The sequence below is a fragment of the Psychromonas sp. SA13A genome (assembly GCF_011378715.1).
GTDB lineage: Bacteria > Pseudomonadota > Gammaproteobacteria > Enterobacterales > Psychromonadaceae > Psychromonas.
This window is the reverse complement of record NZ_WTKU01000030.1, coordinates 1-12279: the sequence shown is the minus strand read 5'-3', so window position 1 is coordinate 12279 and position 12279 is coordinate 1. Positions and strand designations below refer to the sequence as shown.

Annotated in this window: 13 protein-coding genes; 8 read left to right on the top strand and 5 right to left on the bottom strand. The window is 36.4% G+C overall.

Annotated elements, in window-relative coordinates; genetic code table 11:
• Positions 1 to 433: 433 nt before the first annotated feature.
• Positions 434 to 1369 (top strand): sugar kinase, encoded by a 936-nt coding sequence (locus tag GQR44_RS18155; protein ID WP_166373098.1) that lies wholly within the window; start codon positions 434 to 436, stop codon positions 1367 to 1369.
• Between the two features lie 30 nt (positions 1370 to 1399).
• Complete coding sequence (locus GQR44_RS18150; protein WP_166373097.1) at positions 1400 to 2023, top strand: bifunctional 4-hydroxy-2-oxoglutarate aldolase/2-dehydro-3-deoxy-phosphogluconate aldolase; 624 nt, start codon at positions 1400 to 1402, stop codon at positions 2021 to 2023.
• Between the two features lie 83 nt (positions 2024 to 2106).
• On the opposite strand, the gene GQR44_RS18145 is transcribed toward GQR44_RS18150, so the two are convergent.
• The 4 genes from GQR44_RS18145 to ygfZ all read right to left on the bottom strand — a co-directional run bounded on the left by GQR44_RS18145 (position 2107) and on the right by ygfZ (position 6930).
• Positions 2107 to 2418, bottom strand: coding sequence for a hypothetical protein (locus GQR44_RS18145; RefSeq protein ID WP_166373096.1), 312 nt, complete (start codon positions 2416 to 2418; stop codon positions 2107 to 2109).
• 373 nt (positions 2419 to 2791) lie between these two features.
• Positions 2792 to 3073 carry a met regulon transcriptional regulator MetJ gene (gene metJ / locus GQR44_RS18140; RefSeq protein ID WP_166373095.1) on the bottom strand — a complete coding sequence of 94 codons (282 nt, stop codon included), beginning with the start codon at positions 3071 to 3073 and terminating at the stop codon, positions 2792 to 2794.
• 146 nt (positions 3074 to 3219) lie between these two features.
• The gene (locus GQR44_RS18135) at positions 3220 to 5742 is read right to left on the bottom strand and encodes a class I adenylate cyclase (protein ID WP_166373094.1); all 2523 of its coding nucleotides are present in this window, start codon (positions 5740 to 5742) and stop codon (positions 3220 to 3222) included.
• Positions 5743 to 5952: 210 nt separating this feature from the next.
• On the bottom strand, positions 5953 to 6930 hold the full coding sequence (gene ygfZ / locus GQR44_RS18130; RefSeq protein ID WP_166373093.1) for a tRNA-modifying protein YgfZ: 978 nt from the start codon (positions 6928 to 6930) through the stop codon (positions 5953 to 5955).
• A 158-nt stretch (positions 6931 to 7088) separates the two neighbouring features.
• On the opposite strand from ygfZ, the gene GQR44_RS18125 reads away from it, so the two are divergent.
• The gene (locus GQR44_RS18125; RefSeq protein ID WP_166373092.1) at positions 7089 to 7340 is read left to right on the top strand and encodes a succinate dehydrogenase assembly factor 2; all 252 of its coding nucleotides are present in this window, start codon (positions 7089 to 7091) and stop codon (positions 7338 to 7340) included.
• Entirely contained in the window at positions 7312 to 7767 is a 456-nt protein-coding gene (locus tag GQR44_RS18120; RefSeq protein WP_166373091.1) for a protein YgfX, read from the top strand. Before GQR44_RS18125 ends, GQR44_RS18120 begins: the two co-directional genes overlap by 29 nt.
• 2 nt (positions 7768 to 7769) lie before the next feature.
• Here the strand turns inward: GQR44_RS18120 and nadB are convergent, their stop codons facing one another.
• The gene (gene nadB, locus GQR44_RS18115) at positions 7770 to 9398 is read right to left on the bottom strand and encodes an L-aspartate oxidase (protein WP_166373090.1); all 1629 of its coding nucleotides are present in this window, start codon (positions 9396 to 9398) and stop codon (positions 7770 to 7772) included.
• A 168-nt stretch (positions 9399 to 9566) separates the two neighbouring features.
• Between nadB and rpoE the strand changes: the two genes are divergently transcribed.
• The 4 genes from rpoE to GQR44_RS18095 are packed head-to-tail and all read left to right on the top strand — an operon-like array spanning position 9567 to position 12138.
• Positions 9567 to 10145, top strand: a complete 579-nt coding sequence (gene rpoE / locus GQR44_RS18110) for an RNA polymerase sigma factor RpoE (RefSeq protein ID WP_166373089.1) — start codon at positions 9567 to 9569, stop codon at positions 10143 to 10145.
• A gap of 12 nt (positions 10146 to 10157) precedes the next feature.
• Positions 10158 to 10688 carry an RseA family anti-sigma factor gene (locus tag GQR44_RS18105; RefSeq protein WP_166373088.1) on the top strand — a complete coding sequence of 177 codons (531 nt, stop codon included), beginning with the start codon at positions 10158 to 10160 and terminating at the stop codon, positions 10686 to 10688.
• 8 nt (positions 10689 to 10696) lie between these two features.
• Entirely contained in the window at positions 10697 to 11701 is a 1005-nt protein-coding gene (locus tag GQR44_RS18100; RefSeq protein ID WP_166373087.1) for a MucB/RseB C-terminal domain-containing protein, read from the top strand.
• Positions 11701 to 12138 (top strand): SoxR reducing system RseC family protein, encoded by a 438-nt coding sequence (locus GQR44_RS18095; protein WP_166373086.1) that lies wholly within the window; start codon positions 11701 to 11703, stop codon positions 12136 to 12138. Before GQR44_RS18100 ends, GQR44_RS18095 begins: the two co-directional genes overlap by 1 nt.
• The last annotated feature ends 141 nt before the right edge of the window (positions 12139 to 12279 follow it).

Below are 12279 nucleotides of genomic sequence, written 5' to 3'. Positions count from 1 at the left end.
TGCTTATTTTCAATGGGTTGGTTATAAATTTTATAGATATGTTTAATTGATAGATTAAACTTTTATAATTTGGTCTATTTTATCTTTTTGATCTTAAAGTGTTTATTTTGATTGTTATATTCGCTGATGATCTGGATCACACATAGTGTCTTTTTGTATTACAAAATGGCATGCGTAATGTACAATTTAAACCCTATTTAAAGAACGGAAACAAACAGAGATAAGGTTGAGTTAAGCAATTGAAAACAGTTTACTCCAACCAATACCATAATATGGATAAGCACAGTGAAGTAACTTGTGCATAAAATGCTTTTACATTATTAAAAATAAACTGCTGATTTTATAAATAAAACCAGAAATAACTCTGAGATGAGTAATAATTTTAATGAGTAGAGGGTAGTAATGGTTCCATTTTTTATAAAAGAGGTGACTAATGGGTGAGCTAAATATCGCTTTAATCGGCGAATGTATGATTGAATTGCAAGAAATTAATGGTGTTTGGCGTAAAAGCTTCGGCGGTGACACATTAAATACCGCTGTTTATTTATCGCGCTTAAGCGAAGGTAAAGCCGTTAATGTTAGTTACGTTACTGCATTAGGTCAGGATAAAATAAGTCAAGAAATGATTGATAGTTGGTCTTTAGAGGGTATTAATGCTCAGTTTGTACAACGCTCTGCTACTAAGCAACCTGGTTTATATATGGTTGAAACAGATGAAACTGGCGAACGTAGCTTTTTATACTGGCGCGATGATGCCGCTGCAAAATATTGGCTTGAAACAGCGAGTGATGAACTTATTGAAAAATTGCTAGCTCAGGATGCAATTTATTTATCTGGTATTAGTCTCGCAATTTTACCGCTCCAGAGTCGCGAAAAACTTTATGATCTATTGAGTCGTTATAAATCGAATGGTGGTAAAGTTTATTTCGATAACAATTACCGACCTAAATTGTGGGATTCTGCAGAGCAAGCCGCCGAAAGTTTTAAACGAATTCTCTCTGTTACTCATACAGGTTTGTTAACTTTTGATGATGAACAAGCACTTTTTGGTGATACTTGTATTGAAGATTGCCTTGCCCGTACGCGCGCTTTAGGTGTGCAAGAGATTGTAATTAAGCAGGGTGGCAGTGAGTGTTTAATTGTTACAGGTGATCAGTCTACCAGTGTTGCTGCGACTAAAATATCTCCTGAAAATGTAATTGATACAACGGCTGCTGGTGACTCTTTTGCTGCAGGTTATATGTCAAAACGTATATTAGGTGAGTCAAGTATTGTTGCGGCTGAAAAAGGTCACCAGTTAGCAGGTACAGTTATTCAGCATAAAGGTGCGTTAATTGATGTGCAATATACAGCACCTTTTGTCGATTAAAGTTTATTAAAATATTCAATAGGATTAAAAATGACAACATTAAATGAAAAACTACAAGCTCTAAAAGTTATCCCTGTTATTGCAATTAAAGATGCTGACGATGCGGTACCACTAGGTAAAGTATTAGTTGAAAATGGTATGCCCTGTGCAGAAATCACATTCCGTACGCCTGCTGCTGCACAAGCAATTAAAAATATGCGTGAAGCATTTCCTGATATGTTAATCGGTGCTGGTACTGTATTAAACACTGCAACGGTTGATGCTGCAATTGATGCCGGTGTTGATTTTGTGGTTAGCCCTGGTTTTAATCCAACAACGGTTAAATACTGTCAACAACGTAATATGCCAATTATTCCTGGTATAAATAGCCCATCTTTAGTTGAGCAAGCAATGGAAATGGGATTAGATACCGTTAAATTCTTCCCTGCTGAACCTTCTGGTGGTGTTGCAATGTTGAAATCACTAACCGCTGTTTACCCAGTAAACATTATGCCTACTGGCGGTGTTTCACCATCTAATATCAATAACTACTTAGATATTGATGCAGTAATAGCATGTGGTGGTACTTGGATGGTTCCTGCGAATTTAGTTGATAATCGTGAGTGGGATAAAATTGCTGAATTAGTTAAAGAAGCAGTTGCATCTCTAGCTTAATTACTTACTACTGACTTTTATAAACAAAGCCTTGATTATTGATTTAATCGAGGCTTTTTTTTCAGTATTATAAATTGCACTTTTTATGCGAATCTAGGGTTTAACGTACGGCTTCTAAATAAGTTTTTTTTGCAAGCACTACAAAAGTGTAGATAATGATGTTCTTTATTTGATTTTGCTGCTTTATATTGCACCTTATCTGAATGGCAGTAGCAACATTTAACATTTTTTTTCCCTTTGATTTCACAATCAGGATGGATTTTTAAATAATCTTCCAAATAAGGCAGATCTTGCCAATTTTCTACATTAGGTGATTGATGAAATGTAAAATAATAAAGAGAGAGAGCGGCAAATAAACCACCTCCAAAAATAATATACTGAATAAAATCTTGCACTATTACCCCCATTTAAAGCATGCCTGTTAATTGAATAGGACTATTCATGCCTCTCTTCAATTAATCCGTTAATCGATGAAATAATTCATAATCATAGAATATATTTACGGCTCTCATTACGGCCAACGACTATGGCCTGAATTATCATCAATAATTGTAGTTAACAAAAATTATAATGGGTAAATTATTTTAGTGCATGTGAAGAGATCAATTTGAGGTTGATATTTTTTATTATAAAGCTTCTCGCCAGTTTTCGGCAAGGTGGCGAGCGTTAAATTTACACTGTCATATCATATATTGATAATTAAAGATCAGTGGGCGCCTACAACAAAGAAGCAGTATGCTAGTGCATTTTTTGCTACTAATGGAGTATTTATTCTTTCTCTAGTGTGTCCGTTGTCAGCGCTGTTTGCGTTTTATCTAGCTCATCATCCTCAGGCAGCGGTTGCCCTGTGTATGCATGTAAAAATGCTTCACATAATAATTCGCTATTAGTCGCGTGACGTAGGTTATTAACTTGACGTCTAGTGCGCTCATCGGTCAATATTTTAAGGACTTTAGTAGGGATAGATACCGTCACTTTCTTTACTTGTTCACTCTTTTTGCCGTGTTCAGCATAAGGGCTAATATATTCACCATTCCATTTTGTTGACATAATAATAACCTTTTAAAAAATATGCTTCATTTTACCCTGAGACTTTTAACATAGCAATCTGAACGTAAAGAGGGCTAGAAGTCTAGCAATCTAATGCTTACTTTTTTTAATTTGAGCTGAAGTAAATGCTTAATTTTACAGTGGGGCTATTGGCTACTAAGTGCAGACAGTAAATCTTCACTAGAAGTGGTAAGTGTTACGCTTTTAAATGGATTTAAAGATAAGGTTTTATCTTCATTTAGAGTAATGTCATAAAACTGTGGCAAGTTAAAGTTAATTTGATCATCTTGTTGACTGGAAACATGGCTGTTGGAAGCATAAAAACGATTTACGTTCTGTACAAACTCATTTTTAGATCCTGCAAAGTTTAAAAATGTCTCAATATCATTTTCTGCATTGGCAATATAAACATTAAACCCACTGCTATAGTTTTCAAAGAAGAACTGAATCAGACCTTCACTGATATGGGATTCGATCACATTGGCTGTTTGATCAAAGTGTGTATTCTTTAAATTTACAGTGCTCGCCGATAGTTTCTTTTTAGAAATATGGCTATAGATATCTACTGCACTTTCTAAGTGCTGTAGTGAAACGCCTTTACGTTCAAAGTAAAAGCCAAATTTTCTACCACCGGTCCATAATGTTTGTACGGAGCGAGTATGAACAGTATGTAAGCGCAATTGAATAAACTCATTCAACTTACTTCCAAAAGATTGACATATTTGTTCACTAAAATGTCTGCTATAACAAAATAAATCAATTTGGTTAGGCGGTGATGCATCTTGATGCATTTTTGAAAGAATGGTATTCAATGCTTCAACGACTGAGAATTGACTATTAAAGTGTAAGGTACGCACTTCATTCCATGAATTCCGGTAGATAAAGTCGATACTACCTATCAAACTTTCTTTGTGCTCGCCATAGGCCATTACATTATCAATTTGGTTTAGCTCACTTTCTTCAGTATCTTGCCAGTGTCGTGTCGGGTCTTTTTCTACATTTAAGAATATTGATAAATGTTTAATCGCACAGGGGGCACTTAATGCTTTATCACTTGCTTTAGGTTCATAGATAGGAAAAACTGCATATAAATCTTTTGCAAATTGGTTAAGGTTTTTATCTACTAAATCAGAACCTTGGTTATATAAATGCAGCATTGTATCTTCATCATAAAGTCCATTTACATAACTCCAAGCTACTAATTTTGACAAATACGGAGAATAACCAATACAAGGAGTAGTGGCTAACTCAAAGGTATCTAACGTACTGTTAAATAAGTACCAACCCGCTTTATTTTTTCGGTGTTCTGGAATTTGGATTAAGCTGAGGTTATTTTCCATCAAGTTAGGCGAAATATTAGGGTTAATTATAGCGACTTTACCTGGTAACGTTTCATGTGCGGCATAAAGCTTACGTGATAAAATCCCAATATCTTCGGCGCTAATTGATTCACTAATATTGTTGTCACGTGCAAATTTAATCAGATTGCTGTAACTGAGCATTAGCGAGTCGAGTAGTAAATCATTGGCTTGTTGTACTTCTCGAATTTTCCAATTATTACGATTATCTAGGTCTGCTATTTGATTATCAGTCCAACCCCATTCTTTAATCAGCTTGTTTAATATAGTTCGGCGCCAAGCGCTATTATCATTACAAGAAGGCTTAGATATCATCTCTTCTGTTTTAAAATAAAAACAGACTCGAACTAATTCTAGGCGTTGTAAATCATTAATACTGATTAAATAATCGCTCACTTTCTTTAACATTAAGCAATAAGGATCTAACTCTTCATCATAGGAATCTTGTTCTTGAAAGCTTTTTTTGTAGGAGGTTGAAATTAGTTCAGTATTTGGGTATTCCCAAGAATAAGCCTCCATTAAAATAGTTTTTAATGTTGCTTTATAAGGGTTATCAATACCTTTGTACAATTGCCATAACGTGGCACCAAATAACTCTTCCGCGGGCACGCAATGCAACCCACCTAAATCTAACCAATCGTCAATATTGATTTGACCTGTCTGATGTAGCATTTTTACATACTCATCATAATCTTGTTCATGTTGGTGCGGGATTTGACGCCATAAAATGCGTCGACCGGCGACACGCAAAGAGGTGCGATAAAACTCATCCAAGAGCAACATATGTTGCGAGGTACCGCAAGACTCATTACTTAGTTCTGATTGATTGTTAACGCGAAACTTATTATCAGGGATGAGGAAGAAGTTTAATTCGACACCTAAGCTTTCCGCCCAGTAAGTTATTTCCCATGCTTTATTATGAAGCAACGCAACGCGTTTGCTGTCAAGAGTATGTGAATAACAAATCCAAACATCAAAATCACTTTCAGAGCACTGCCCAATAGATGACGTACTACCCATTGCATATAAACCAATAATTTCACAATGTGTCGCTTCATTATCAGGTAATTCGGTAGCAAATAATTGTTGAGCTAATAGTTGGTGTTTTTTGGTTGGGCTAAACTGACAAATACCGGTCGGCACATCGCCTTCGATATAACCGGGCATTGAAGGGGTATTAAAGTGGAGTAATAATGGAAAACTTTGAAAAACATCCGCTTCATCTTTTTTCATTAACGCTAAAGCAGATCTTACGCGTAGCCGAGAAAACTCGTCTGATTTGTCACGTAATTGGATGATTTCTTGATTCAAGCTATGTTCCATTAATACTGGTGTTTATCACACTTCACCATAAAAAAAGTGTGACCATAATAGCATTAATTCATGTTGTTGGAAATATATACCCGTTAGCACTCCGGTATAAAAAAATAATGCATTTGGATCGGTAACAGGTATGGTTTGATAACTTGAAAGTATCAGAAAATAAAGAAAGCCCCTAGAATACCAGAGGCCATTTTATTTTTAATCTTCAGTAATTTGATAAGGAAGTGGAGCATAATAAAGAGTAGAGCCTTCAATCTCTTTTACTTGAAAAATATCCGCAGGATTGGTGTCTTTTGGTAGAACGGCTAAAAGCTCAATATGACCATCTCCATATTGGCATGCAGAAATAATAGTGCCGACTCGCTTCCAGTTATTATTTAATAATACTTCGATTGTTTGTCCTGTTTTTGGGCTTACTGGTGAGCGTCCTGTCAAAATAAATAAGGCGCGTTTATTCGCTCCCCTATATTTAGCTCGTGCAACAGTTTCTTGGCCGATATAACAGCCCTTTGTAAAGCTAATCGCGTTTAGTGCTTGTAGGTTAAGCATTTGCGGAACAAATTGTGCAGAGGTTTCTGCTTGAATAAAACCTGTGCCTGCAGCAATGTTCATGGCATTCCATAAGCTATCATCGAAGACATCAGCTTTATCTTTTAAGTCGAGTAATAATTCTTCGGCAGCTTCATTTTTCATGATCACTAAATAGCGTAATGAAGGGTAAGGTTGCTTTATTAGTACTGTTCCAGTATCAAGTAATCGACTATTATCATGAGTCGCAGCAGTATCTACTTGCTCTGCAATATATTGTGCAGATTTACATCCCGCTAAACCAAATGCTTGGTACTCTGTTTCTTTTTGTATGGTTACTTTTGAGAAAGCGGCGTATTTTTTTAATTCCGGTAATTGCACCGTTGATACAGAACTGGGTTGAACTAATAAAATGCGATCTTCTAAAATAATAACCCGTGCAACACTCCATGCTTTACCTTGAGGGTTACAATGGGCAGCTAAAGTTTGTTCACCGGGAATTAATTTTTCTAAATCACAGGTTAATTGGCCTTGTAAAAAGGCAACACGATCTTCGCCTGTTACACTGATTAAATCCCAGCTATTAAGTGGGCAAAGAACTAAGTCGGGTAGTTGGCTAATGTTCTCAAGTTGACTAAGTGTTAGCATGTTTGGCCTCATTATTGGACGAATTTGTTTTTTACAATGTTATAGCTCACAACCTATTTTGTCAGTAGTTGCTGTTAATAAAATGTTGTTGTTATGATGTTGTGCACTTTATATAAAATTCCTCCATTTTTTCATATTTTTAAAAGGAAGTATCAGTCATGCCAGAAGAGTTTTCTCTTTCTCGTTTATTATGGGCTTGTCGTCGTGGTATGTTAGAGCTTGATGTATTGTTCATGCCTTTTGTAAAAGAGGCCTATAGCGAGTTAAGTGATCAACATAAATTATATTTTCGCCGTTTATTAACATGTGAAGATCCTGAATTATTTGCTTGGTTTATGGGGCATGAAGTTTGTCCTGATCCTGAACTTGCAGAAATTGTAGATGTCATCCTCAAGCGCGTTAAAATATAATATTCACAATAAACCCTCGTTCATCGCCAAAGCTTTGGCGATGTTCTTTTTCTTGGCCATCGCTTTTTTATTCGTCCTGTTATGGGGAATAGGGTGGGTTAGTCTTTTATGTCTATTGGCTTATTTGAGTACGGCCTTCTATATTGTTTACTCCTTACCCTTTTTGCCTTTTTCAAGTCGATTATCCGAAAGCGGTGAGATTGAAATTAATCAACCCATTAAGGTTACTGGCGATATCAGTGCGCGCTCATTTTATAATGGCTGGGTCTTATTCTTATGTGTAGAAGTGAACCATGCATTATTCGTGAGCGATAAGCACAACAAACATAAACACAATAAACCTAGGAAGTGGTTTATTGTGTTTCATGATAGTGTTACTGATAGCGAGTATCGGTTACTTGCGCGGCTCATCAACAGCACCAGTTAACACTAGTTTTTATCTGGATTTAAAATAGTTGGTTTTGGATCACCATTTTGCTCAGGATAATCTAAGTTATAATGTAGGCCACGACTTTCCTTTCTTTGTATGGCACTTTTTATAATCAATTCAGCTACTTGAACTAAATTTCTTAGCTCGAGTAAATTGTTACCAACTTTAAAGTTACTATAATATTCAGATATTTCGCTTTGTAAAAGTTCAACGCGATGTAATGCTCTTTGTAAGCGTTTATCGGTACGTACAATTCCAACATAATCCCACATAAATAAACGTAATTCGTGCCAGTTATGTTGAATAACTACTTGTTCATCTGAATTTTCAACCTGGCTATCATCCCAATCTGGAATGGTTGCAAACTTTCTATTCTCATAAAAAGGGATACGATTAAGAATATCTTTGGCACAAGCATGTGCGTATACAATACATTCTAACAGTGAGTTTGAAGCCAATCGATTTGCTCCATGTAAGCCGGTATAGGTTACTTCTCCAATGGCATATAGGCCATCGATATCAGTTTGCCCATGATGATCAATCATGACACCGCCACAGGTATAATGCGCAGCTGGAACAATTGGCATTGGTTGGTGAGCAATATCAAGGCCGAGTAGTAGGCAGCGGCGATATATTGTCGGAAAGTGTTTAACAATAAATTCTTTAGGTCTATGGCTAATATCTAGGTACATACAATCAACACCTAAACGCTTCATTTCGTAGTCTATTGCACGTGCAACAATATCTCGCGGTGCTAATTCGCCACGTTCATCGAAATCCGGCATAAATCGAGTGCCATCGGGGCGTAATAACAGCGCTCCTTCGCCGCGTAATGCTTCTGTTAATAAGAAGTTCTTAGCGTCAGCATGATATAAACAAGTTGGATGAAATTGATTAAATTCCATATTGGCTACGCGACAACCGCTACGCCAAGCTAATGCAACACCATCACCGCTAGAAACATCAGGGTTACTAGTATATTGATATACTTTACTCGCCCCACCGGTTGCCAGTGTCACAAAGTGTGCTTTGATTGTTTCGACACGTTCCGCTGTTCGGTTCCAAACGTAAGCACCTAATACTCTATTAGCAGGGAGGTTTAGTTTTCGAGTGGTGATTAAGTCAATGGCATTGAAGCCTTCCATTAAAGTAATTCTAGGATGTTTTTTGACTGCTGAAAGTAATGACTCTTCAATTTCTCGACCCGTTGCATCTGCAGCGTGTAAAATTCTACGGTGAGAGTGACCGCCTTCACGAGTAAGGTGGTATTGTGTTTCTTCTTGGTCATTAACTTCAGTATCAAAATTAACGCCGGTATCAATTAACCATTGCATGCTTGCTTTAGCATTATTGACTGTGAAACGAACTGCGTCTTCGTCGCACAAACCTGCACCGGCAACAAGCGTATCTTCAAAATGCGAGTCGGTACTGTCATCATCTGAGAAAACAGCAGCAACACCTCCTTGTGCATAGTAGGTTGAACCTTCTGAAAGTTTACCTTTACTTAATACTCTCACATCGCTGTGAGTGGCTATTTTTAATGCTAAAGATAAACCGGCTGCGCCTGCTCCGATAATTAAAACGTCACAAGTATATTGATGTTCAGTTGTTGTTTTATTTTCTGCCATGGCATTATATGCTCTATTTTGGGTAAAATGATTAACTAACAATTCCGAGTACTCATTGAGTCTATCCAAAAATCCCTTTGTTTTGAATTTATTTGGAACTTTCTTTTTTTATAAAAGTCATAACTGTGAGAATCGATAGCTCACTATAAATATAGGTAGAAAAGCTCAATGAATGAGCGTGAATTAGATTTACAATTAATACAGCGTATACAAAATGGTGAGCAACAAGCATTTGCATTATTAGTACGTAAGTACCAGACACGTGTGGCTAATATATTAACACGTTACGTGCGCAGCTCTGGTGATATACCAGATGTATCACAAGAAGTGTTTATTAAAGTGTATAAGTCATTACCCAATTTTCGAGGTGATAGTGCTTTTTATACTTGGTTGTTTCGAATAACAGTGAATACAGCTAAGAACTATTTAACAAGTCAAAGCCGTCGCCCGCCAGCATCAGACATCGATGCAGAAGAGGCAGATAGCTATGATGGCAGTGGAGCTTTAAAAGATGATGCAAACCCTGAGGCTATTTTACATTCTCAGGAAGTAAAGCAAGTGATCTTAAAAGTGATTGGAGATTTGCCTGACGAGTTAAAGTCAGCAATTACATTACGTGAACTAGAAGGCATGAGTTATGACGAAATTGCGCAAATTGAAAATTGCCCAATTGGTACCGTTAGATCTCGTATTTTCAGAGCACGTGAAGCGATAGATAAACAGTTAAAACCTTTATTAGAAAATTAATTGGAATTAATAATGAAAGAATACTCACAAGATATATCAACACTCATTGATAATGAGTTGCATGATGACATGGTGATTAAACATATTCTTGATGATACTGAGTCACAGAAACAGTTTTCAAGATATCAATTAATCGGCGATGTAATGCGTGACGAAAGCGAAGGCTTGGATTTACGAATTGATATTACCGACAGCGTAATGGCGGCCATTGTTAATGAAACCCAAGATAATAAAATTGTACCGATTGCTACACCTGAAAAGGTAGAAAGTAATGTTGTGCCTTTTATGAAGCGCTTTGGGCAATATGCAATTGCAGCTTCAGTGGCTGGCGTTGTAGTGGTCAGTAGTTTAATGATCAATCAAAATGCAGTAACAGACCCAAGTGTGACACCTGTACTTAATACTGTACCTTTTGGTGGCGCTGCTGCACCAGTCAGTTTACAAGCTACACCCGTACAAACTAAAAGTGGTATCAAAGAGCGTAATGAACATTTAGAAGCGCTGCTTAAAGATCATCAGCTACAGTTGCAAGTACAGCCTTAAGGTTAACGATGAAACATCGATCATTTTTAGTTGTACTATTTTCAGTAATTGTATTCTTAGTTTCGCCGCAATTACTTGCGAGTCAAGAAGAAACGTCACAACAAACCATAACAAAACAAGTTCAACCATCAGCGTTAACTTATTTAAAAAAGATGAAGCAAGCTTATAAAGAATTAAATTATGAGCTGCTCTATCTTAATACAGCACAAAATCAAATAGAGCCTAAACAACTTATTCATGGTGTTCTTGATGGACAACGTATTGCATATTTTAGTTATCTAAATGGCGGGATACGTGAGTCCTTACAATTTGATGGTAAAATAAGCTATTACCAACAGGGTAATCAAGCCTATAGCTTAGTCACAAATCGAGACCACAGTGTGTTTGCCAATATTGCTAATTTTGATTTTGATAGCGGCAATAAAAACTATGAATATCTTATTTTAGGAAAAAGCAGAATTGCAGGTAAAAAATCTATTGCTATTAGAATGACAAGCAAAGATATGTACCGTTATAGTTATATTATTTGGTTGGATCTAGGTAGTTATTTACCACTGCGTTTGGAAACAATTAACAAATCTAACCTGATACTTGAACAAACTATGGTTGTTTCATTGAATGTCACTGAGTCAATTAATCCTTGGATTAAAAGGATGAGTGATCAGAAAGCACCTGACGTACTGCATTTACCTAAAACTACAGTAAAAGATGTGGCTCCATGGGAGTTAACTTGGTTGCCTCCTGGCTTTAAAATTATAAAAGATGACCAACATAAACTGATGGTCCATGATACTGATCCTATTTCATATATTATGCTTAATGATGGCATTGTTTCAGTGTCTATTTACATATCAACTAAAATGACCAACCTGACAAAGCAACAAAATATTATTCAACGTGGTGGGACCTTGCTGTATACAAAACAACAGGGAAATGTTGAAGTTAACGTGATCGGCGAAATTCCGTTGCTCACAGCGGAAAAGATTGCATCTTCAATTAAGGCTGTAAAATAATGATTCAAGAAACTGGACGCATTATTGAAATCAAAGAAATTAATGGTGAAAAAACAGTAGTTGTAGAGTGTATTTCAAAGTCTGCATGCAAATCTTGTAGTAGTAACGACAACTGTGGGGTTGGCGTTGTGGCGAAAGGGCTAACAAATAGAGCTCATCATCTATCGATGCCCTATAAACAAGGAATGGAAATTAACGAGTCAATAGAATTATTCATTGAAAATAAAGATATCGTTAAAAGTTCAATGATTGTCTATATCATTCCTCTACTGTTATTTGTTTCTGGTTGCTCAATTAGTTACTTGTTCACCAACAATGAGCCCCTCGTGATCGCTATTTCATTACTTTCATTATTTATTGGTACACTTATCGCTAAAGCTGTGTCATCTAAGCTCTACCCTAATAACAGTATTAGTAAGTTGATCAGTACAAAATAACATCGCAAAATTGTGCTTATTTAATCAATCTGTTTATTAAATAAGCTTTCAGAAAAATTTTCATAAAAAACCTTAATTAACGCTTGCTTACCTTTTCAAGATCCCTATAATGCGCATCCACAGACACGGGACGGAACGCAA

Excerpts from the sequence above, each read along its gene's own strand:
- GQR44_RS18100 (WP_166373087.1), top strand. The coding sequence starts at position 10,697 with ATGAAACATCGATCATTTTTAGTTGTACTATTTTCAGTAATTGTATTC.
- GQR44_RS18120 (WP_166373091.1), top strand. The coding sequence starts at position 7,312 with ATGTCATCCTCAAGCGCGTTAAAATATAATATTCACAATAAACCCTCG.
- rpoE (WP_166373089.1), top strand. The coding sequence starts at position 9,567 with ATGAATGAGCGTGAATTAGATTTACAATTAATACAGCGTATACAAAAT.
- GQR44_RS18105 (WP_166373088.1), top strand. The coding sequence starts at position 10,158 with ATGAAAGAATACTCACAAGATATATCAACACTCATTGATAATGAGTTG.
- metJ (WP_166373095.1), bottom strand. The coding sequence starts at position 3,073 with ATGTCAACAAAATGGAATGGTGAATATATTAGCCCTTATGCTGAACAC.
- ygfZ (WP_166373093.1), bottom strand. The coding sequence starts at position 6,930 with ATGCTAACACTTAGTCAACTTGAGAACATTAGCCAACTACCCGACTTA.
- nadB (WP_166373090.1), bottom strand. The coding sequence starts at position 9,398 with ATGGCAGAAAATAAAACAACAACTGAACATCAATATACTTGTGACGTT.
- GQR44_RS18155 (WP_166373098.1), top strand. The coding sequence starts at position 434 with ATGGGTGAGCTAAATATCGCTTTAATCGGCGAATGTATGATTGAATTG.
- GQR44_RS18125 (WP_166373092.1), top strand. The coding sequence starts at position 7,089 with ATGCCAGAAGAGTTTTCTCTTTCTCGTTTATTATGGGCTTGTCGTCGT.
- GQR44_RS18150 (WP_166373097.1), top strand. The coding sequence starts at position 1,400 with ATGACAACATTAAATGAAAAACTACAAGCTCTAAAAGTTATCCCTGTT.
- GQR44_RS18095 (WP_166373086.1), top strand. The coding sequence starts at position 11,701 with ATGATTCAAGAAACTGGACGCATTATTGAAATCAAAGAAATTAATGGT.